We start from the raw sequence: 20,549 nt of genomic DNA, 5'->3' as shown, positions 1-20,549 counted from the left end.
CCCGGCCCCGGGTGGGGTCGGGGCCGGGGCGTCAGACGCCGGAGGGGATCCGGCCGGCCGTGCTCCGGACCTGGAACGCCGTCACGATCTCGACCAACCCGAGGATCACCAGCCAGCACCCGGACAGGATGGTCAGCGCGGTGATCGAACCGACCGGCCAGACCATCAGCAGCACGCCCGCCAGGGTGTTCGCGACCCCGGCGACGGCCTGCCAGCCGCGGGCGGGCATGGACGCGTCCGAGATCACGGCCGCGAGCTGGGTGATGCCCCGGAACAGCCATCCGATGCCGATCCAGATCGCCAGCAGGAGCAACGACCGGGCCGCGCTGCGGAAGCAGAGCAGGCCCAGCAGCACGCAGATCGCCCCGCTGATGAAGGCCAGCACCCGCAGCGCCGTCGTGGCGTGCGTGCCGAACGCCGCGACCAGCTGGACGATGCCGATGACCAGCAGGTAGAGGCCGAACAGGACGCCCACCACCAGCAGCGTCTGCTCCGGCCAGACGAACACGATGATCCCGAGGCCGAGCGAGACGAGCCCGGCGACCAGCAGGACCTGCCAGGCGGCCTTGGCGAGGAGTCCGAGCGGGCCCCGGACCGGGGAGCCGTCGGGAGTGATGATCGGGGAGACCACGGTGGCGTCCTCCTGGGGGAGCGGAGCGGGTCGGCGTTCCTCACGATCTCCGCGTGTGCCGCGCACCGCCCGCCGGATGCACCCGTTCGGGGGACCGGCCCGGCTCAGGGCGCGGCCGTTCCGCACCGCCGCCGTTTCCCCCCGCGGCTGTTTCCCCTAGGCCACCGGACGTCCATCTCCGCCTCGCCTCGCGTCGATATCGTCCGGCGATATGACTTCTGAAGGGTGGGGGACCCCTCCGGTCGAACCGATCAGCCAGCACTACATCGTCTGCGGCGGAAACGCGCTCGCCCACCGCCTCACGCTCGAACTCGTCGAACACTACGAAGTGCCCGTGGTGGTCCTCGTCCCGGACCGGACCCGCGACCACGCACCGCAGATCGAGCAGCTGGACGGGGTCGCCGCCGTCGTCGAGTACGCCGGCGTCACCGAGGAGGCGCTGCGCGCCGTCCGGGTCGAGACCGCGCGGGGCATCGCCCTGGTCGAGGGCCGCGACCAGGAGAACATCCACGCCGCGCTCTCCGCCCAGGGCCACAACCCCGACATCCGCATCGTGCTGCGGATGTTCAACCAGCGGCTCGGCGAGAACATCGAACGGCTGCTCAGGAACGGCACCGCGCTCTCCGGCTCCGCGACCGCCGCGCCCGCCTTCGCCGCCGCCGCGCTCTCCCGCCCCAACTCCGTCCAGGTCGGCGACCGCTTCCTGCACATCGCCTACGACGACGACATCGACTCCCACCGGATCTGCGTCGTCGCCGACCGGATCGACCGCCAGGACCTCGGCCGCACCCGGCTGCTCCCCGAGCAGGAGGGCGACTCGGCGTCCTTCGTGCGGCTGGCCAGGGAGTTCGGCGACGACGGGCCGATCCGCTCCGGCGCCGCCGCTCGCCGGGCCGCCGGGGCGGAGGGGGCCGCCGGGACGCCCGGGAGCGGGGACGGGGCGGGAGATCGGGCCGGGGACGGGGACACCGGCCGCGAGGCCGCCCGGGAACCTGCCGCCGAGGCCGCCGAGGCCGCCGAGGCCGCCGAGTCCTCCGAGGTCGCCGAGGTCGCCGAGTCTGCGGAATCTGCGGAGTCCGCCGAGGTCGCCGCCGACCGGGCCGCCGAAGCCGACACCGCCGCCCGCGAGGTCGCCGGGGCCGCCGCCGAGGGTCGCGGCGGGGTCGCGGCGCTGCAGACCCTGCCGAGCGAGCCACCGGTCCGGATCGCCTGGTGGCGCCGGCTGCGCTGGCGGCTGCTCGACACCCTCCGCTTCTTCACCAGCGCCCGGCTCCGGCTGGTGCTGATCACCGCCCTGGCCGCGGTGCTGCTCGCCTTCGGCCTGCTCTGGTACCTCAACCGCGACTTCGGCTGGTCGCTGTACGTCTCGCTGCTCGACCTGGCCGGCGCGGCTCAGCCGGACCAGCCCGCCGACGCCGCCGCCGGGACGGGCACCGGCGGCACCTGGCAGCGGATCGCCCAGGTGGTGATCACCTTCTGCGGGATCACCTTCGCACCGGTCGCCACGGCCATCATGGTCGAGGTCCTCGCCTCCGGACGGCGCGGCCAGCCCCGCAACCCCGGCGCCGGCACCCGCGACCACGTCATCGTGATCGGCCTCGGCAACGTCGGCACCCGGGTGGTCGCCCAACTGCACGGCCTCGGCGTCCCGGTGGTCGGGCTCGAACGCGACCCGCAGGCCCGCGGCATCTCCGCGGTCCGCGCGCTGGGGGTCCCGGTGGTGGTCGACGACGGTCCGCTCGCCGAGCAGCTGCGCCGGGCCCGGCTGAAGCGCAGCCGGGCCGTGGTCGCGGTCAGCGGCGACGACGCGACCAACCTGGAGGCGGCCCTGGAGGCGCGCGCCGTCCGGCCCGATGTCCGGGTCGTCGTGCGGCTCTTCGACGACAACTTCGCCCATCACGTGTACGCCACGCTGGACAACGCGGCGTCCCGCTCGACGTCCTACCTCTCGGCGCCCGCCTTCGCCGCGGCCCTGATGGGGCGTGAGGTGCTCGGCACCCTGTCGGTGTTCCGGCACGTCCTGCTGATCGCCGAACTGCGGGCCGAGGTCGGCAGCGGCCTGATCGGCCTGAACCGGCACGACCTGGAGGACCCGGGGGGTGTCCGGGTCCTCGCCGTCCGGCTGGCCCGCAGCCCGCAGGTGTACCACTGGAACTACGCGGACCGTACCCGGGGCCTGGAGCCGGGCGACCGGGTCGTGGTCGCCGCGACACGCAGCGGACTCGCCCGGCTCAACACGGTGCCGGGGAACGCGGGCGGCGGTCGGGCGACGGCCGAGCAGCAGTCGGACCGGTGACCGGCGACCGCTGACCGGTCGGCCGCCGGCAGCGGCCGGCGGCCGACGGCGCCCGTGAACCGCCGGCCGCCGTACGCCGGTTGTCAGCGGTCGTCAGTTGTCAGCGGTGGGTGAACGACGCCGGCCGCTTCTCGGCGAACGCCGCCATGCCCTCCTTCTGGTCGGCGGTCGCGAAGACGGCGTGGAAGAGCCGCCGCTCGAAGCGGACGCCCTCGGCGAGGGTGGTCTCGAAGGCGCGGTTGACCGCCTCCTTCAGCATGATGCTCGCCGGCGCGGACATCTCCGCGACCTTCTCGGCCGTCGCCAGCGCCTCGGCCAGCAGCTGGTCGGCCGGGACGATCCGGGAGACCAGGCCGGCCCGCTCGGCCTCCTCGGCGCCCATCATCCGGCCGGTCAGGCACAGCTCCATCGCCTTCGCCTTGCCGACCGCCCGGGTGAGCCGCTGCGAACCGCCGATCCCGGGGATCACCCCCAGCTTGATCTCCGGCTGGCCGAACTTCGCGGTGTCCGCCGCGAGCAGGATGTCGCAGAGCATCGCCAGCTCACAGCCCCCGCCCAGGGCGAAGCCGGCCACCGCGGCCACCACCGGCTTGCGGAGCTCGCCGAGCCGGTCCCACGGGCCCAGCCAGTCGTCCAGGTAGACGTCGGGGAACCGGTTGCCCTGCATCTCCTTGATGTCGGCGCCGGCCGCGAACGCCTTCTCGGAGCCGGTGATCACCAGACAGCCGATCTCCGGGTCCCGGTCGAACGCGGTCGCGGCGGTCACGACCTCGTTCATGAGCTGCGTGTTGAGCGCGTTCAGGGCCTCCGGCCGGTTGAGCGTGATCAGCCCGACCCGGCCCTTGCGCTCGACCAGGATCGTCTCGTAGGTGTCGGTCATCGCCGTTGACTCCCTTTTCCACTGCTCGGCGCCGCCGGGGCGCGCTCTGACCACCCCACGATCTCCGAACCGGACCGCCTCGCGCCAGTCTCGCTCCGCGAGACGGTCGTCACGGGCCGCGCCCCGGGGGTTCGGGCCGGTGGCTCGGGCGGGTCGGTCCGGCTGTTCAGTACAGGGCCGGCCCGTCACCCTCACGCGGGGCCAGGAAACGCGCCACGTCCTCCTCGGTGACGGCGGCCAGCGACGCCGGGGACCAGTGCGGGTCACGGTCCTTGTCCACGACCTGCGCGCGGATGCCCTCGACCAGGTCGTGGCCGTCCAGCGCCGCGCAGGAGATCCGGTACTCCTGCTCCAGCACCGCCTCCAGCGACGGCAGCGTGCGGGCCCGGCGCAGCGCCGCGAGCGTGACCTTGACGGCGGTCGGGGAGTTGGCGAGCACCTGCTGGGCCGCCTCCTTCGCCTCCGGGACCCCGCTGCCGAGCAGCCGATCGACGATCTCCTCGACGCTGTCGGCGGCGTAGCACTCGTCGATCCACGCCCGCTGCCGCGCGAGTGCGGCGGGCGGCGCCGGTTCGGCGTGCGCGGCCACGGCGGCGGTGACCGCGGCCACGGTGTCGAGGCCGTCGGCGGCGACGAGCCCGGCGAGCAGGGCCGGCACCTGCGCCGACGGGACGAAGTGGTCGGCGAACCCGCAGAGCAGCGCGTCGCCCGGCCCCATCGAGGCCGAGGTGAGCCCCAGGTGGGTGCCCAACTCGCCCGGGGCGTGGGCCAGCAGGCGGCTGCCGCCGACGTCCGGCACCAGGCCGATCCGGGTCTCCGGCATCGCCACCACCGAACGCTCGGTGACGATCCGCACCGCGCCGTGGGCGGACAGCCCGACACCGCCGCCCATGGTGATGCCGTCCATCACCGCGAGGTACGGCTTCGGGTAGCGGGCGATCAGCGCGTTGAGCCGGTACTCGTCGCGGAAGAAGGCGCGCGAACCGGCTCCGCCCGCCTTGGCGTCGTCGTGCATCGCCCGGATGTCCGCTCCCGCGCAGAGCCCGCGGTCGCCGGCGCCGGTCAGGACCACGGCACGGACGGCGTCGTCGGAGGCCCAGCCGTCCAGTGCGGCCCGGACGGTCGTGATCATGCCGTGGGTGAGGGAGTTGAGGGCTCTCGGGCGGTCGAGCACGATCCGCCCCACGCCGCCGTCCCGGTAGACCTGTACCTCGTCACTCATCGGGCTCGCTCCCGTCCGTCATCGGTCCCGCGCTGCAAGGTCGGATGGTTCCTCCGGACACGGTACTGGCAGCGGTGACCCCTGAGAACCGACGCGATCATGGACGTCCATCGGTGCCGGTGGACGTCGCCGTCCGGCCGAGCGGTACGGGGTGGGCGGGGAGTCGCCGACCGGCGCGAAGGGCGGCACCGGTTGCGTACGGTGCCGCCCTTCGCGGTGGGACGGCCGGTGCGGCCCGCGGGGCCCCCTACGGCGCCACGCGGCCGGTGACCTCGCCGAAGCCGATCCGCGTGCCGTCCGGGCCGGGGGCGGTGGCGGTGATGGTCACCTCGTCGCCGTCCTCCAGGAACGTCCGGGTGGACCCGTCGGGGAGCTTGAGCGGCTCCTCGCCGTTCCAGGTCAGCTCGATCAGCGCGCCTCGGGTGTCCCGCTCCGGTCCGCTGACCGTGCCCGACGCGAACAGGTCGCCGGTGCGCAGCGAGGCGCCGTTGGCCGTCATGTGGGTGAGCTGCTGGGCGGCCGTCCAGTACATCGCGGCGAACGGCGGCCGGGAGACGGTGTGTCCGTTGAGCCGCACCTCCAGCGCGAGGTCCAGCGCCCACGGCTCGCCGCCGCGGTCGTCCAGGTAGGGGAGCGGCTCGACGTCCCGGGCCGGCGGGGCGACCCGCGCGTGCTCCAGGGCGTCCAGCGGCACGATCCACGGCGAGAGGGAGGTGGCGAAGGACTTGCCGAGGAACGGGCCGAGCGGCACGTACTCCCAGGCCTGGATGTCGCGTGCGGACCAGTCGTTGACCAGGCAGACGCCGAAGACGTGCTCGCGGAACCGGTCCAGCGGGACCGGCGTGCCGAGCGCGGACGGGGCGCCGACCACGAAGCCGACCTCGGCCTCGATGTCCAGCCGCCGGGTCGGGCCGAAGGACGGGGCGGCGTCGGCGGGCGCCTTGCGCTGGCCGTGCGGGCGGACCACCGGCGTCCCGGAGACCACGACGGTGCCGGAGCGCCCGTGGTAGCCGATCGGCAGGTGCTTCCAGTTGGGTGTCAGCGGCTCCGTGCCGGGGCGGAACATCCGGCCCAGGTTGGTGGCGTGGTGCTCGGAGGCGTAGAAGTCGACGTAGTCGGCGACCTCGAACGGCAGGTGGAGCTCCACCTCCGCGAGCGGCAGCAGCGCCGGGGAGACGGCCTCCCGGAAGGACTCCTCGGTGAGCCAGCGGGTCAGGTCGGCCCGGACCTGCGTCCAGACCGGACGGCCCGCTCCCAGCAGCGGGTTGAGCGATTCCGCGTCGAGCAGCACGGACGGCGCCCCGACGGCGCGGGCGGCCGCTCCGGCGTCGAGGACGAAGTCCCCGATCCGGACGCCGACGCGCCGCCGGCCCGGCCGGTCGGCCGCGGTGAAGACGCCGTAGGGCAGGTTGTGCACGCCGAACGGGGAGTCCTGGGCGCTCACCGGCCGGCTGAGGGGGGTGGTCAACGGTCCTCCTGGGACGGAGAGTCGGGCGAGGTGGGTGGCGAGGTCGACCCGGCCGGCGCGGCGCCGGGCCCGGACAGCAGGCCGAGCGCGGCCAGGTCGTCCAGCGGCTCGACGATGCTGCACGTGCCGAATGCCGTGAACGAGTTGCGGATCGCGGTGATCTGACGATCCGTCAGGTCGCGTACCGACGCTGCCAGGACCTCGCCGGACCGCTCCGCCAGCACCTCGGCGGCGGCCTTCCGGTCGGTCTCCAGGGCCGCGAGCAGGACGTTCAGGAAGCCGTGGTGCTCGAAGCCGGTCGCTTGGTCGGTGTGCCGGACGGCGTGGTGCAGCCCGGCGGTGCACTTGTACGGCAGGCCGCGCTGCGCGCAGCCGGTGAGGAAGCCGGCCAGCTCCTCCTCGTCCGGGAAGGCCCCGGCCACCACTCCGCCGGTGCGGAACTTGGCCCGGTACGGGCTGTCGACCAGGGCGTCCAGCACCTCGTCCAGGCCGTCGCCGCGCAGCAGTTCGCGCGGCAGTTCGACGGCCGCCGGGACGGAGGGCGGCAGCAGCAGGTCGAGCGCGGCGATCGCCTCCCGGGCGTCCCGGGTCGACAGCTCGACCCCGGCGACCTCGAACGGCGCGGCGGCGGTGAGTGCCGGGCCGAGCTCGGAGCTGCCCCCCGGCAGCACCAGGCCGACCCGGAGGGCGGGCCCGGAGCCGACCGTCCCGCCCAGTTCGGCCAGCCGGCCCGCTCCGCAGAGGAACGGGCCGACCGCGTCGGCGTACCAGGCGGTCCGGTGCGCGCGGTGGGCGGGCGCCGCCTCGGCGACCGGCAGGTTCCCCGGCGGGAACACCGCCGCGTCGTCGAAGAGCCCCCGGAACAGCTCGGGGACGACGGACTCCCGGGTGTCGTTCACTGCTGCGGCCCCCGGCCGGCCCAGGTCCAGGCGTAGCCCGGGTCCTCGCTCGCCCGGCCGCCCTCGCCCAGCTCCAGCGGGCGGAACGTGTCCACCATGACCGCGAGCTCGTCGAAGAACTCCGCGCCGATGGACCGCTCGTACGCGCCCGGCTGCGGGCCGTGGGTGTGGCCGCCGGGGTGCAGCGAGATCGAGCTCTGGGCGATGCCAGAGCCCTTGCGGGCCGCGTAGTCGCCGCCGCAGTAGAACATGACCTCGTCGCTGTCCACGTTGGAGTGGTAGTAGGGCACGGGGATCGACAGCGGGTGGTAGTCGACCTTGCGGGGCACGAAGTTGCAGATCACGAACCCGTTGCCCTCGAACACCTGGTGGGCCGGCGGCGGCTGGTGGATCCGGCCGGTGATCGGCTCGTAGTCCCGGATGTTGAACGCGTACGGGTACAGGCAGCCGTCCCAGCCGACCACGTCGAACGGGTGGTGCGGCACGGTGTAGCGGGTGCCGGAGATCCCGTTCGGGCCGCGGTGCTTGACCAGCACGTCGACGTCGCCCTCGGGCGCGGCGTCGGCCGGCAGCAGGTCGGCCGGGCCGCGCAGGTCCCGCTCGCAGTACGGCGCGTGCTCCAGCAGCTGGCCGTACTTGGAGAGGAAGCGCTTGACCGGGGTGATGTGGCTGTTCGCCTCGATGCAGTAGGCGCGCAGCGGCTCGTCGCCGGTCGGCAGCCACCGGTGGGTGGTCGCCCGCGGGATGATCACATAGTCGCCCTGGCCGACCTCCAACGTGCCGAACACCGTCTCCAGGGTGCCGGTGCCGGACTCCACGTACACGCACTCGTCACCGAGCGCGTTGCGGTACAGCTCGCTGGGCGCCCCGGCGGCGACGTAGGAGATCCGCACGTCGCCGTTGCCGAGGACCAGCCGGCGACCGGCCACGACGTCCGCGGACTTCCAGTCCTGGCCCGCGAACAGCTCGTGCAGCTTGAGGTGGCGGGGGAGCAGCGGGTGGTTGGGCACCGTCGACTGGTCCGGCAACTCCCACGGCACCGCGTTCACGACGGCCGAGGGGATGCCCCGGTGGTAGAGCAGCGAGGAGTCCGAGGAGAACCCCTCCTCGCCCATCAGCTCCTCGTAGTACAGACCGCCTTCGGGTGTGCGGTGCTGCGTGTGCCGCTTGGGCGGGATGCTGCCCAGCTGCCGGTAGTGCGCCATCGTCCTGCTCCTCCCAGACCTTCCTACGGCTCAGCGGTGGCCGGTTCCAGCGGTGCCGGTCCCGCGGTGCCGGTTCCGCGATGGCCGGCCCGGCGGGGTGGCGCCGGGCCGGCGGTTTCCGGCCCGGCGCGTGACGCCGGGCCGGGGCGGCGCCTCAGAGGTTGCCGCGGCGGTCCTGCTCGCGCTCGATGGCCTCGAAGAGCGCCTTGAAGTTGCCCTTCCCGAAGCCCAGCGAACCATGCCGCTCGATGAACTCGTAGAAGACGGTCGGACGGTCGCCGATCGGCTTGGTGAAGATCTGGAGCAGGTAGCCGTCCTCGTCCCGGTCGACCAGGATGCCGCGCTTCTTGAGCTCCTCGATCGGCACCCGGACCTTGCCGATCCGCTCGCGCAGCTCGGCGTCGTCGTAGTACGAGTCGGGGGTGTTCAGGAACTCCACGCCGCGGGCACGCAGCACGTCCACCGTGGTGAGGATGTCGTTGGTGGCCAGCGCCATGTGCTGGCAGCCCGCGCCGGTGTAGAACTCCAGGTACTCGTCGATCTGGGACTTCTTCTTGGCGACGGCCGGCTCGTTGAGCGGGAACTTCACCCGGTGGTTGCCGCTGGCGACGACCTTGGACATCAGGGCGGAGTAGTCGGTGGCGATGTCGTCACCGACGAACTCGGCCATGTTCACGAAGCCCAGGACCTTGTTGTAGAAGGCGACCCACTGGTCCATCTTGCCGATCTCGACGTTGCCGACCGCGTGGTCGAGCGCCTGGAACAGCCGCCGCGGCGAGCCCTCGGGGTGCTTCACCCTGCTCTGCGCGGCGACGAACCCCGGCAGGTACGGGCCGTGGTAGCGGGAGCGGTCGATCAGGGTGTGCCGGGTCTCGCCGTACGTGGCGATCGCGGCGCGGCGCACGGTGCCGTTCTCGTCGGACTCGTCGTTCGGCTCCTCCAGGACCGTCGCGCCCTGGGCCCGGGCGTGCGCGATGCACTTGTCGACGTCCGGGACCTCCAGCGCCAGGTCCACGACGCCGTCGCCGTGCCGGCGGTGGTGGTCCAGCAGCGGGCTGTCCGGGGCGACGCCGCCCGTGATCACGAACCGGCAGGAGCCGGAGCGCAGGACGAAGGCCTTGCGGTCGCGCACGCCCGTCTCCGGACCGGAGTAGGCGACCAGCTCCATGCCGAAGACGACCTGGTAGAACTGGGCCGTCTGGGTGGCGTTGCCGACGACGAACACGACGGCGTCCTGCGCGGTGACCGGGAACGGGTCGGTCGCGGGGTCGTGCTCGACGAGGCCGACGAGGCGGCGGAGCTGCTCGGCGTCGAGACCGGCCTCGCGCTCCTCGGGGGTGAGCTCAAGGGCGTGGGACTGCGGGGTCATCGGTCGTTCCTCCACATTGAGGCCTCGGCATTGAGGCATCCGCTTGAGGCGGCCGCGCCGCGGGGTGGGTGCGAGTGCGGCTGAGCGGAGAGCTTGCTCCAGTCGGGGTGGTTGGGCAACAGGTCGGATTTCCACTGTTCAATGTGTACAAGGTGATCAGGAAATCCCTGGTCCTGCTGTGCAGAATGCCCGGTCTTGGGGGCGGTTTCACGAGTTCTGAGGAACGCCCCCGAGGGACCGGGGGCGTCGGTCGGGTGCCCCGGGAGCGGCCGACCACGGTGGGGCCGGGGCGTGCTCGGAGCCCGGTCAGGGCCCGGTCAGGGCCTGGTCAGGGGTGGTGCGGGTCGGTGTGTGCAGGCGGGTCGGCGGGTCGTGGCGGGGGTCGCGGCGGAGTTCGTCAGGCCGGTGCGAAGTGGTCGACGAACCAGACGCGGGCCAGCTCGGCGACCCGGTCGAGGGTGCCCGGCTCCTCGAAGAGGTGACCGGCGTTCGGCACCACCGCGAGCTCACTCTCGCAGCGCAGCAGCTCGCGCGCCCGCCGGTTCAGATCGATCACCGGGCCGTCCCGGGAGCCGACGATCAACAGGGTCGGCGCGGTGACGCGGCCCAGGTTCCCGGCGCCGGCGAGGTCCGGCCGCCCGCCCCGGGAGACCACCGCCCGCACGCCGTCGCCGAGCCGGGCGGCGGTCCACAGCGCGGCGGCGGCGCCGGTGCTGGCGCCGAACAGGCCGAGCGGGATCCCGTCCGCGGGGCCGTCCCGGCCGGGCGGCCCCGCGGACGGGGCGGCGGAGAGCCGGTCGGGCAGGACCGCGGGGAGGTGGCCGGCGACGTCGGTCAGCCGGGCGCCGAGCAGGTCGACGTCGAAGACGTTCCGCCGGTCGGGCTCCTCGTCCTCGGTGAGCAGGTCGAAGAGGAAGGTCGCCAGCCCCGACCGGTTGAGGTAGTCGGCCACGTACCGGTTGCGCGGGCTGCGCCGGCTGCTGCCGCTGCCGTGCGCGAACACCACGATCCCGCGTGCCCCGGCGGGCACGGTCAGCCGGCCGGTCAGCCGGACCCCACCGGCCGCGACGGTCAGCTCGCGGTCGGTGGGGTCCGTGGCGTCGGTGGAGTCCGGCTCGACGCCTCGGTCGGGCCCGGCGGCGGCCCGGGGCCCGGCGCCGACCGGCGTGCCGGCTCCTGCCTCCGCCCGTGCCTCCTCCCGTGCGCCGGCCTCGGCGAGACGGCGCAGGACCTCGGTGTCCTCGGTCTGCCGGAAGTCGGCGTAGAACTCGCCGATTGCGAAGAACGGCGACGGCGTACCCACGCAGACCAGCTCGTCGGCGACGTCGTCGAGCCGGTCCGTCCAGTCGTCGGGGGCCACCGGGACGGCCAGCACCACCCGGGCGGCGCCGCGGGCCCGGACGATCAGGCAGGCGGCCCGGGCGGTCGAACCGGTCGCGATGCCGTCGTCGACGACGACCACCGTCCGCCCCCGCAGGTCCGCGGGTGGCCGGTCGCCCCGGTAGCGGCGGGCCCGGCGCTCCAGCTCGACGCGTTCCCGGGACTCCACGTCGGCGAGCTGCCGCGCCGTGACCCCGGCCGGCCGCAGCACCTGGTCGTTGAGCACCCGTACGCCGTCCTCGCCGATCGCCCCCATACCCAGCTCCGGCTGGTACGGGACACCGAGCTTGCGGATCACGCAGATGTCGAGCGGGGCGCCGAGGGCGGCCGCCACCTCGGCGGCCACCGGGACCCCGCCGCGCGGCAGGGCGACCACCACGGTGCCGGGGCCGCGCAGATGGCCCAGGAGCGCGGCCAGTCGGCGTCCCGCGTCGGTGCGGTCGGTGAAGTGGGTTCCGGTGACGTGCATGGTGCGGCCTCCGGCTTCCACCGTACGTCGGCTGGGCGGCTGGGCGGCTGGGCGGTGGGGCGGTCGGTGTGCCGGGGCGGCGGGCCGCGGGGGCGGCCGTGTCCCGGGTGGGGCCGGGACACGGATGGGCCCGGCCGCCCGTGTGGCCGGGACGGCGGGCGGGACAGCGTGGAGAGCGGCCCGGTCGCCCGTCCTGCGTCCGGCCGTGCCACCCGATCCGTGCGAAGGAGTCGACCCGTGTCCATTCCCCACCCCCAGCACCCCGCCGCCGAACCCGCGGAAACCGCCGATGGCGCCGATGGCGCCGAGAACGCCGCGTCCGCCCTGACCGCCCGCGAGGCCCGGGGCCGCGACCGCCGTGCCGTGCCGGGACCGCACTCCGCCGGTCTCCACGCCGCGGGGCCCGACTCCGCCGGCCACGCCCCCGCGGGCCGGCACGGCACGGCAGCCGGGCACGTCGCCGGCCTGCACGCCACCGGTGACCCGGTGAGCGGCGCCCCGGCCGCCGGCTGGACGGTCGCCACCGCGCTGCCCGTCAGCTACCGGGTCCGCTTCACCCCCGGCGTCCTGGACCCCGGGAACCCCGCGCTCGCCCTGGCCGGCGGACCGCCCGGACGCCGGCTCGTCGTGGTCGACGCCCGGGTGCACGAACTGCACGGACACCGGCTCCACCGCTACCTGACCGCCCAGGGCGTCGAGTACGAGGCACTGGTCCTGCCCGCACACGAGCAGGTGAAGACCATGGACTCGGTGTTCCAGGTCGCCGACCGGATGGACTCCTTCGGCATCTCCCGACGCGGCGAACCGGTCATCGCCGTCGGCGGCGGCGTGCTGACCGACGTCGTCGGCCTCGCCTGCAGCCTGTACCGCCGCTCCACCCCGTTCGTCCGGGTGCCGACCACGCTGATCGGTCTGGTCGACGCCGGTGTCGGCGCCAAGACCGGCGTCAACCACGGCCGGCACAAGAACCGGCTCGGCACCTACCACCCGGCCGTGGACACCCTGCTCGACCCGGCGTTCCTCGACACCCTGGACCGGCGGCACCTCGGGAACGGGCTCGCGGAGATCCTCAAGGTCGCCCTGATCAAGGACCGTGACCTCTTCGAACTCCTGGACCGCCACGGCCGGAGCCTCCTCGACGAACGCTTCCAGGGCCGGCGCGTCGCTGCTGCGGTGCTCGGCCGTGCCGTCCACGGCATGCTGGAGGAGCTCCAGCCCAACCTCTGGGAGCACCGGCTGGAACGCCTCATGGACTACGGCCACTCGTTCAGCCCGACCGTGGAGATGCGCGCACTGCCCGAACTCCTGCACGGCGAGGCGGTCTGCGTCGACATGGCGCTCACCACCGTGGTCGCCCAGCGGCGCGGACTGCTCGACGCCGCGCAGGGCGAACGGATCCTGCGGCTGATGCGGCGGCTCGAACTGCCCGTCTGGCACCCGCTGGTCGAGCCGCTGACGCTCGGTGAGGCACTCGCCGACACCGTTCGCCACCGCGACGGGCGGCAACGGCTGCCACTGCCGTCCGGGATCGGGTCAGGCGTCTTCGTCGACGACCTCGACGCCCGTGAACTCGCCGAGGCGGCAGGCCGGTTGCGTGCCTGGTCGGCGGCGGAGCGCGCGCGGCCGGGGACCGGACAGGCGTTCCGGACGTGGGAGGGGAGTGAGACGCGTGCGTAGCGCGATCGTGGTCGCGGACACCGACGCGCCGGCCGCCGTCCACGGCGTGCACGGCGCGGCCGGGGTGACCGAGTGGACGTGCCTGGCCCGCCGGGTGGGGCTGACCGGGGCCTGGGAGGCCGTGGAGTGGGCCCGCGTGCCGGTCGGCGGGGCCAGCGGCGAACACCTGCACACCCGGACCCGCGAGATCTACGTGCTGCTGGCGGGGGAGGGCGAGGTCGCCCTCGACGGCCGCCCGTACCCGGTCCGGTCCGGTGACGCCGTGCTGACGGCGGTCGGCACCCGGCACGGGTTGCGCAACACGGGCGCGGAGCCGCTGGAGTGGCTGGTGATCGAACTGCCGGCCGACCCGGCGGAGGAGGATCCGGACCGGGCGGGTGACGACGGCGGCCGACGGGTCGGCAGCACGGTGATCACCGACCTGCGGCGGACCGGGCCGCTGGACCCGTCCGCCGTCATCGGCGGACCGCTGCGCCTGCTCCACCACGCCGAACTGGCGCCCGGCGAAAGCACCGGGCTCGTGGCGGACGGCGCGGAACACACGGTGTTCGTCACCGGCGGGGGCGGGCGGACGGACGCCGGGAGTGTCCGGGCGCCGCTGCGGCCCGGGACCGCGCTCACCCTGCCGCACGGCACGGCGGCCGGCCTCGCCGCCGGACCGTCCGGACTGGCGTACGTGCACGCGGAGCTGGTCCTTCCGGGCGGTGAGCGGCGATGATCGTCACCGGAACCGGCGGGCCCCGACTGCTGCTGGGCCCCGGCACCCAGCGGGTCCGCACCCGCTGCCTGGCCCGGCGGGGCATGCTGCACAGCGAATGCGAGGCCTTCGAACACGTCCGGCTCGGCCCCGGCGCCTGCTTCGACCTCGCCGGGCGCGAATCCACGGAAGCCGCCTGGTACGTGCTGCGCGGTCCGGTCGCGCTGGTCGACTGCCCCGACCTGCCGCTGCGCCTGCTCGACCGCGGCGCCCTGGTCCTCGCCCCGCACGGGGAGTCCGTCCACCTGCACGGCGGGCCGCTCGGTGCGGAGCTGCTCTGTCTGACCGTCCTGCCGGCGCGGGTCAGCGCCGCGCTGCCGGAGCGGCGGCCGGAGCTCGACGGCCACGGCACGGCAGCCGGCGGACCGCCGTCGGCAGGGAGCGGCTGACCGGCAACGGCTGACCGGCAACGGCTGACCGGGAACGGCAGACCGGAGCGGTCGGCCGGGAGTGCGGGCAGGCCCGGGCTGCCGTCGCCCGTTGTGCGCCCGTTGCCCGTTGCCCGTTGCCCGTCGCCCGTTGCCCGGCCCGTTGCCCGCGCCGTCGGGACCGGTCCCGGTGTCCTCCTCCCGGGCACCGGGACGGGCCGGGACGCTGCACCCGGGCCGGACCCGGGCCCGGCCGGGGCGCGGACAGGCCCGGCGGCTCAGGCGTCCGGGGCGACGGGCGCCGCACGGTGGGTGTGCGATCCCGAACGGGAGGAGGCCCGCCATGCGTAGCAGCGTTCGACTCGACCGGCGGATCCAGGCCGGTGCCGCGAGCATCGCCCTGGCGGTCCGCAGCGGCGAGCAGTCCTGGGACGAACTCGGCGAACGGATCGGCGAGTTCGCCGGTTCCGCCGGTTCGGCCGGTTTCGTAGGGTCCGCCGGGTCCGCCGAAGCCTCCGGTCCTGCCGGGTCGGCCGCCTTCCGGTTCGTCCTCGTGACGGACGGTACGGCGCCCGCCGACCTCGTGGCCCGGGTGCACGCGCTCGCCGCCTCCCGGGCCCCGTGCGCGGTCCACGACCTGCGGAGCGGTCCGCTCCCCGACCGGCCCGCTCCGGCCGGCCGGACCGTCGTCATCGCCGTCGGCGGTGAGCGGGCCTGCGCCGTCGCGGCCGACGTCCGGGTACCGACCGACCTCGCCACGGCCTGCGGACCGGCGCTCGCCCTGCACCGTCCCGCTCCGACGGGCCCGTCCTCCGCGGACCCCGGCCGCGGCGGCGCCGCCGGTCCCGCGCCCGCCCTGGTCTGGGTCCGCGCCGACCGGCTGGCCGACCGCCCGGCCCGGGAGACCGTAGCCGGGACGGTCGCCGTCGTCCGGCACGTCCTCGCCGTCTGCCCGGCGCAGTACGCGCCGCTGGCCGAGGCCCTCGCCCCCGGGGCCCGGTACGGCGAGCGGACCCTCACGGCGCTGCTCGCGCTCTGCGCGGACGCCCGCGCCGCCCTGGTCTGCTTCGACCCGTACGAGACCGGCCCGGCCCTCGCCCTCGGCTACGGCCGGAGTCTCGGCCGGGCCCTGCGGACCGCCGTCGGCCCGGCGCTCGCACCCGGCGACGCCGACGCCCTGGGTCTGCTCCTCGCCGGCCGGATCGCCTTCCGGCTCGGCCTGCTGAACGGTCCCGCCGCCCGGGCCCACGGCGATCTGCTGGCCCGGACCGGCGCGCCGACCGCCCTGCCCGGCGGCGTGGACACGGACCGCCTCGCGGCAGCCGTCGGCGCCGCAGCCGCCCCGGGCCTGCTGCTCCTCGCCGACCTCGGTCACCCGCACTGCGTCGACGGCCGGTTGCTCGGCCCGTTGGACGGCAGGGTGCTGCGGGCCGCCGTCGGGAGCCTGGGCGGTCCGGCCGGCCTCCCGCACAGCCGGGCCGCCGCACCGGACGCGCCGCCCGTCCGGGACCGGCTGCCCGGCCCGGCCGCGGTGCCCGGCCAGGGCCTGCTGCCCCTCCCGGACGCGCTGTGCGCCGCCCGCTGAGCGGCAGACGGGTCCGGCCCGCGGTGCCCGGCCCCGCTCGGCCCGTGCCCGTCGTCCCGGCCCTCGTCCCGGCCGCTGTTCCCGGTCCCGTGACCCCCGGGACCGGCACCGTTCCCGGGCCCGGCCGGGGGCGGGAGCAGGACGGGACCGGGCTCCCGTGCGACCGGGACGGCGGGCGCCACATCGTGGAGGTCAGAAGCGGCCCAGCACGGACCGCCGGACAGCAGAAGGAGTCCCCGTCATGACGGGCACCGTCATCACCGACCTCCGCCGACGTGGCGCGGTCGACCCCAGCCGGGTGCTGACCGGACCGCTCCGCGCCGTCGGCCTGCAGTGGCTCGACCCGGGCCGCAGCGCCGAGGTCGTCGCCGAGGGTGTCGAACGCGCCCTCTACATCACGGCCGGTTCGGGCACCGCCACCGCTCCCGGGTCGGAGGCGTCGACGGCCCCCGACTCCGGAATCCCGCTGGTCGAGGGCACCGCCGTGACGCTGCCGCTGGGCACGGGCACCGTGCTCACCGCAGGAACGGCCGGTCTGGAGTTCTTCCACGCCGTCCTCGCCGTCGCCGGGCATCCGGGCCGGGCCGCCGCCCACCCGGCCGCCGGCCGCCCCACCACCGAACACCGCCCGGTGCACCCGGACCGGCCCGCGCAGGCGGAACACCGCGCGGACCCGGAACCGCCGGAGAACCCCGAGCGCGGTAGCCGTTCCGGCGGCGCCGACCGCCCCGGACATCCGGACCGCCCCGAGAACCCCCCGAGCCCGAAGGGAGGCGAGTCCCGGTGATCGTCACCACCGCGACGGCCTCGGCCGCCGTCATCCTCGGCCCGAACGGCGAACGCGTCCGACTGCGCTGCCTGGCGCGCCGTTCCATGCTCGCCAGCGCGTGCGAGTCCTTCGACCACCTGCGCCTCAGCCCCGGCGCCCACCACACGCTGGCGGGGCAGCCCGAGGCCGAGACCGTCCTCTACGTGCTGCGCGGATCCCTGCTCGTCGGCGGGACCGCCGACGGGCCCGACCACCTGGCCGTCGACGGCGACCTGCTCCTGGCGACCCGGGGCCGCACGCTCGTGCTGGAGGCCGGCCCGGTCGGTGCGGAGGTGCTCTGCCTCAGCCTCGCGGCGGCCCGCCGCACCACCGCGACCAGGGAATCCCTGGCCCGGCGCCGCAGCGAACGACGGACCCGACCGTGAGCGGCCGCCCCGTAGGTCCGGTGACCGGACCCGTCACCGGACCCGTCACCGGGCCGATCCCGGTGCCGATCCTGGTGCCGGCCCCCGGACCGGCACCGTCCCGGGGCCCGGCGGGTGCGTCCGGCCGGGCCATGACCGCCCTGCGGTTCGAGGCGCCGCACCGGATCGCCCTCGCCCGGGTGCCCCGACCGGGGGCACCCGGGCCGGACGCGGTCACGGTGCGCACCTCCCTGGTCGGCCTCTGCGGCACCGACCTGGAGCTTCTCCACGGCACCGCCGCCTACCTGCGGGACGGACGGGCCGGCTACCCGCTCGTCCCCGGGCACGAGTGGTGCGGGACGGTCGTCGAGGTGGGCCGCGACGTCGCCGGGCTCACGCCCGGCGACCGGGTGGTCGGTCACACGATGGTGCACTGCGGCCTCTGCCGGATGTGCCGGCAGGGCCGCCGTCCGCTCTGCGAACGCCTCACCGAGGTCGGCCTCTACGGTCGCCAGGGCGCCGCCGCCCAGTACGTGCAACTGCCCGAGCGTTCGCTCTCCCGAGTCCCGGACGAGGTACCGGACCGGACGGCGGTGCTGACCGAGCCGGCGGTCACCGTGGTGGCGGGCCTGGAGCAGGCCCGCTGCCGGCTCGGCGACCGGGTGGCGGTGATCGGCACCGGCACGATGGGACTGCTCGCCGTCCAACTCGCCGCCCGGCTCGGCGAATCCGTCGACGCCGTCGGCATCGACCCGGCCGGACGGGACCTCGCCCTGCGCTGCGGGGCGCGCCGCGCCCTGACCCCCGGACAGGCGCGCACCGCCGGCGCCCGCTACGCCCTCGCCGTCGAGGCGTCCGGTGCGGTCGAGGCGTTCGGGTTGGGCCTGGAACTGCTGGAACCGGGCGGACGCCTCGCCGTGATCGGCGTGGCCGGGCAGCCGTACCCGGACTTCGCCCCCGGCCGGCTCGCCCTCCGTGGACTGGAGGTGATCGGGGTCCGGCACGGTCTCGACCACTACGACCGCACGCTCGGGCTGTTCCGTGACGGCGTGCTGGTGGCGGAACCGCTCATCGCGGCCGTCCTGCCGCCGGCCGCGGGGCCGGCGGCCTTCCGGTTGCTCGCCGAGGGGCGCAGCGGCCCGCCCAAGATCCTGCTCGACTTCGGCCGCGTCGGCGGCCCGACCCCGTTCGTCCCCGGTCCGGCCGGCCCCGGGCGCCGGTCCGCCCCGACCGGACGGCCCCGCCGGGAGCCCCGGTCCGGTCCGGCCACCCCGACTCCCACGGTTCCCCCGACTTCCCCGACTCCCACGACTCCCCCCGTGCAAGGAGACCTCGCGTGATCCTCGTACCCGCCGCCGTGCCCCGCACGGCCCCCGCGTTCCGCCGACTCATCGACCCCTTCCACCTGCCCTCGGTCCACGGCGGGCTGACCGTCGAGACCCTGCCGCCGGGGGTCCGGGTCGAGCAACACCCCTCCAGGGTGGCCGAGTCGGTGACGGTGGTCCTCTCCGGCCGGATCCGGTCGGCCGGGCGTGTGCTCGGCCCCGGCGAGGGCATGTACCACCCGCCCGGCAGCTCCTGCGGCATCACGGCACTGCCCGGTGCGCCCGCGGCCGTCCTGACCGTCCGGCCGCGGGCGGTGGCCGACGACCGGCCCGCGCCGCTCCCGTACCCCGTCCCGCTGGGCCCGCCGAGGCCCACCGCCCCTGACGCTCCCACCGCCCCCGCCACTCCTGCCGCCGGGACCGTTCCCGCCGCGCGCCGGGCGGGCGAGGCGGGCCCGTCGGGCGAGGCTGGCCCGGTCCAGCCGGAGCCGGGCGCCGCGGGCCGGATCGCCGGTTCGGCGGGGATGGAGGTGCGCTGGCTCGCCACCGCCGACACGGTCGGCGCCCGCCGGCTCACCGTCGCGGCCTCGACCTTCGCGGTCGGGGGCGGCCACGGCCTCCACCGCCACCCGCACGCCGACGAGTTCTTCCTGGTGATGTCCGGAGGCGGCGGCCACCTCACCGAGACCGCCGAAGTCCCGCTCCGGGCCGGTGACCTGGTGTTCGTCCCGGCGGGGGAGTGGCACGGGTTCCGGACCGGCCCGGCCGGCCCGACCGCCGCGCTGTACGGCTACCTGGGTGCGTCGAGCCTGACCGGCGCCGGCTACCAGGTCCGTCCGGCCGACGTGCCGGAGGTGGCCTGATGGACACCGGGCACCCCGACCGCGGGGAAGGGCCCGCCGGCGGACGCGGGCGAGCCGCCGCGGCGCCGTCGGTGGCGATCGTCACCGGCGCCAGCTCCGGTATCGGCCGGGCCACCGCCGTCGCGCTGGCCCGGGCCGGCCACACCGTGGCCATCGGCTACCGGACCGACCGCGCCGCCGCCGGCCGGACCGCTGCCCTGGCCGGCGGGCGGACCGTGCTGCTGCCGCTTGACCTGGCCGACCCGGCCGCCGCCGCCCGGGCCGTGCACGGCGCGGCGGACCGGCTCGGCGGGCTCGACATCCTGGTCAACTGCGCGGGTGTCAACCGGCGTTCACCCGTGCTCGACGAGACGCTGGACGACTGGCAGCGGATCCTCACGGTGGATCTCAGCGGCCCGTTCGCCTGTGCCCAGGCGGCTGCCCGCCGGATGGTCCGGCAGGGGCGCGGGGGGCGGATCGTCAACGTCACCTCCGTCCACGAGTTCACCCCGATCGTCGGCGGCGCCGCCTACTGCGCGGCCAAGGGCGGGCTGGGCGAGCTGACCAAGGTGCTCGCCCTGGAACTGGCCCCGTACGGGATCACCGTCAACGCCGTCAGCCCCGGCGAGACCGCCACCCGGATGAACGGCGCGACCGACGAGTACGACACACCCGACGGAGCCGACACACCCGACACACCCGACGGAGCCGACCCCGGCACGCCCGCCGACGCCGCCCGGCCGGCCCGGTTCGCCCCTCGTCCCGCCATTCCGGTGGGCCGCCCGGGCCGGGCCGCCGAGGTCGCCGCGGCCATCGTCCACCTGACAGGGCCGGACGCCGCCTACACCACCGGCATCTCGCTCACGGTCGACGGCGGCCTCAGCCTGATGAGCGCCGTCGCGAACCAGCGCGACGCCGCGCACGAGCGGCCCGGCGACGCCCGGCACCCGGCGGGGCGACCGGCCTGACGATCTGACGGCCCGACCACCGGACGAATCGACTG

Annotated in this window: 18 protein-coding genes; 10 read left to right on the top strand and 8 right to left on the bottom strand. The window is 75.5% G+C overall.

Annotated elements, in window-relative coordinates; all coding sequences use genetic code 11:
* Positions 1-31: 31 nt before the first annotated feature.
* Positions 32-631 (bottom strand): DUF308 domain-containing protein, encoded by a 600-nt coding sequence (locus tag ACFWIC_RS10820; RefSeq protein WP_329950843.1) that lies wholly within the window; start codon positions 629-631, stop codon positions 32-34.
* Between the two features lie 211 nt (positions 632-842).
* On the opposite strand from ACFWIC_RS10820, the gene ACFWIC_RS10815 reads away from it, so the two are divergent.
* Positions 843-2,927, top strand: a complete 2,085-nt coding sequence (locus ACFWIC_RS10815; protein WP_380517721.1) for an NAD-binding protein — start codon at positions 843-845, stop codon at positions 2,925-2,927.
* Between the two features lie 100 nt (positions 2,928-3,027).
* Here the strand turns inward: ACFWIC_RS10815 and ACFWIC_RS10810 are convergent, their stop codons facing one another.
* The 7 genes from ACFWIC_RS10810 to ACFWIC_RS10780 form a co-directional block, all read right to left on the bottom strand.
* Entirely contained in the window at positions 3,028-3,807 is a 780-nt protein-coding gene (locus ACFWIC_RS10810) for an enoyl-CoA hydratase (RefSeq protein WP_380517718.1), read from the bottom strand.
* A 166-nt stretch (positions 3,808-3,973) separates the two neighbouring features.
* The gene (locus ACFWIC_RS10805; protein WP_380517715.1) at positions 3,974-5,029 is read right to left on the bottom strand and encodes an enoyl-CoA hydratase/isomerase family protein; all 1,056 of its coding nucleotides are present in this window, start codon (positions 5,027-5,029) and stop codon (positions 3,974-3,976) included.
* Between the two features lie 247 nt (positions 5,030-5,276).
* Positions 5,277-6,497, bottom strand: coding sequence for a fumarylacetoacetase (gene fahA, locus ACFWIC_RS10800; RefSeq protein WP_380517712.1), 1,221 nt, complete (start codon positions 6,495-6,497; stop codon positions 5,277-5,279).
* The gene (locus ACFWIC_RS10795) at positions 6,494-7,396 is read right to left on the bottom strand and encodes a hypothetical protein (protein ID WP_329949135.1); all 903 of its coding nucleotides are present in this window, start codon (positions 7,394-7,396) and stop codon (positions 6,494-6,496) included. Before ACFWIC_RS10795 ends, fahA begins: the two co-directional genes overlap by 4 nt.
* On the bottom strand, positions 7,393-8,601 hold the full coding sequence (locus tag ACFWIC_RS10790) for a homogentisate 1,2-dioxygenase (RefSeq protein WP_380517709.1): 1,209 nt from the start codon (positions 8,599-8,601) through the stop codon (positions 7,393-7,395). Before ACFWIC_RS10790 ends, ACFWIC_RS10795 begins: the two co-directional genes overlap by 4 nt.
* 154 nt (positions 8,602-8,755) lie before the next feature.
* On the bottom strand, positions 8,756-9,970 hold the full coding sequence (hppD, locus tag ACFWIC_RS10785; RefSeq protein ID WP_329879449.1) for a 4-hydroxyphenylpyruvate dioxygenase: 1,215 nt from the start codon (positions 9,968-9,970) through the stop codon (positions 8,756-8,758).
* Between the two features lie 397 nt (positions 9,971-10,367).
* Positions 10,368-11,819, bottom strand: coding sequence for a phosphoribosyltransferase family protein (locus ACFWIC_RS10780; protein ID WP_380517706.1), 1,452 nt, complete (start codon positions 11,817-11,819; stop codon positions 10,368-10,370).
* Positions 11,820-12,284: 465 nt separating this feature from the next.
* On the opposite strand from ACFWIC_RS10780, the gene ACFWIC_RS10775 reads away from it, so the two are divergent.
* From ACFWIC_RS10775 to ACFWIC_RS10735, 9 genes are all read left to right on the top strand, one after another.
* Complete coding sequence (locus ACFWIC_RS10775; RefSeq protein ID WP_380517840.1) at positions 12,285-13,496, top strand: sedoheptulose 7-phosphate cyclase; 1,212 nt, start codon at positions 12,285-12,287, stop codon at positions 13,494-13,496.
* Positions 13,489-14,214 carry a cupin domain-containing protein gene (locus ACFWIC_RS10770; protein ID WP_380517704.1) on the top strand — a complete coding sequence of 242 codons (726 nt, stop codon included), beginning with the start codon at positions 13,489-13,491 and terminating at the stop codon, positions 14,212-14,214. Before ACFWIC_RS10775 ends, ACFWIC_RS10770 begins: the two co-directional genes overlap by 8 nt.
* The gene (locus tag ACFWIC_RS10765; protein WP_380517701.1) at positions 14,211-14,642 is read left to right on the top strand and encodes a hypothetical protein; all 432 of its coding nucleotides are present in this window, start codon (positions 14,211-14,213) and stop codon (positions 14,640-14,642) included. Before ACFWIC_RS10770 ends, ACFWIC_RS10765 begins: the two co-directional genes overlap by 4 nt.
* 322 nt (positions 14,643-14,964) lie before the next feature.
* Positions 14,965-16,206: a hypothetical protein gene (locus ACFWIC_RS10760; protein ID WP_380517698.1), complete on the top strand. Its 1,242-nt coding sequence runs from the start codon at positions 14,965-14,967 to the stop codon at positions 16,204-16,206.
* A gap of 241 nt (positions 16,207-16,447) precedes the next feature.
* On the top strand, positions 16,448-16,993 hold the full coding sequence (locus tag ACFWIC_RS10755; protein ID WP_329949142.1) for a hypothetical protein: 546 nt from the start codon (positions 16,448-16,450) through the stop codon (positions 16,991-16,993).
* On the top strand, positions 16,990-17,400 hold the full coding sequence (locus ACFWIC_RS10750) for a hypothetical protein (RefSeq protein ID WP_329879456.1): 411 nt from the start codon (positions 16,990-16,992) through the stop codon (positions 17,398-17,400). Before ACFWIC_RS10755 ends, ACFWIC_RS10750 begins: the two co-directional genes overlap by 4 nt.
* A gap of 20 nt (positions 17,401-17,420) precedes the next feature.
* The gene (locus ACFWIC_RS10745) at positions 17,421-18,719 is read left to right on the top strand and encodes a zinc-binding dehydrogenase (RefSeq protein WP_380517695.1); all 1,299 of its coding nucleotides are present in this window, start codon (positions 17,421-17,423) and stop codon (positions 18,717-18,719) included.
* Positions 18,716-19,567: a cupin domain-containing protein gene (locus ACFWIC_RS10740; protein WP_380517692.1), complete on the top strand. Its 852-nt coding sequence runs from the start codon at positions 18,716-18,718 to the stop codon at positions 19,565-19,567. Before ACFWIC_RS10745 ends, ACFWIC_RS10740 begins: the two co-directional genes overlap by 4 nt.
* A complete protein-coding gene (locus ACFWIC_RS10735) occupies positions 19,567-20,514 on the top strand; it encodes an SDR family oxidoreductase (RefSeq protein ID WP_380517689.1) in 948 nt (315 codons plus the stop codon). The genes ACFWIC_RS10740 and ACFWIC_RS10735 overlap by 1 nt, the downstream gene beginning before the upstream one ends.
* The last annotated feature ends 35 nt before the right edge of the window (positions 20,515-20,549 follow it).

The sequence above is a fragment of the Kitasatospora sp. NPDC127035 genome, from assembly GCF_042726075.1.
Taxonomy (GTDB): Bacteria; Actinomycetota; Actinomycetes; order Streptomycetales; family Streptomycetaceae; genus Kitasatospora.
Note: the sequence above shows the minus strand (reverse complement) of the source record. Positions and strands in the feature narration are given on the sequence as shown.

Excerpts from the sequence above, each read along its gene's own strand:
- ACFWIC_RS10815 (WP_380517721.1), top strand. The coding sequence starts at position 843 with ATGACTTCTGAAGGGTGGGGGACCCCTCCGGTCGAACCGATCAGCCAG.
- ACFWIC_RS10810 (WP_380517718.1), bottom strand. The coding sequence starts at position 3,807 with ATGACCGACACCTACGAGACGATCCTGGTCGAGCGCAAGGGCCGGGTC.
- ACFWIC_RS10805 (WP_380517715.1), bottom strand. The coding sequence starts at position 5,029 with ATGAGTGACGAGGTACAGGTCTACCGGGACGGCGGCGTGGGGCGGATC.
- ACFWIC_RS10790 (WP_380517709.1), bottom strand. The coding sequence starts at position 8,601 with ATGGCGCACTACCGGCAGCTGGGCAGCATCCCGCCCAAGCGGCACACG.
- hppD (WP_329879449.1), bottom strand. The coding sequence starts at position 9,970 with ATGACCCCGCAGTCCCACGCCCTTGAGCTCACCCCCGAGGAGCGCGAG.
- ACFWIC_RS10780 (WP_380517706.1), bottom strand. The coding sequence starts at position 11,819 with ATGCACGTCACCGGAACCCACTTCACCGACCGCACCGACGCGGGACGC.
- ACFWIC_RS10765 (WP_380517701.1), top strand. The coding sequence starts at position 14,211 with ATGATCGTCACCGGAACCGGCGGGCCCCGACTGCTGCTGGGCCCCGGC.
- ACFWIC_RS10760 (WP_380517698.1), top strand. The coding sequence starts at position 14,965 with ATGCGTAGCAGCGTTCGACTCGACCGGCGGATCCAGGCCGGTGCCGCG.
- ACFWIC_RS10755 (WP_329949142.1), top strand. The coding sequence starts at position 16,448 with ATGACGGGCACCGTCATCACCGACCTCCGCCGACGTGGCGCGGTCGAC.
- ACFWIC_RS10735 (WP_380517689.1), top strand. The coding sequence starts at position 19,567 with ATGGACACCGGGCACCCCGACCGCGGGGAAGGGCCCGCCGGCGGACGC.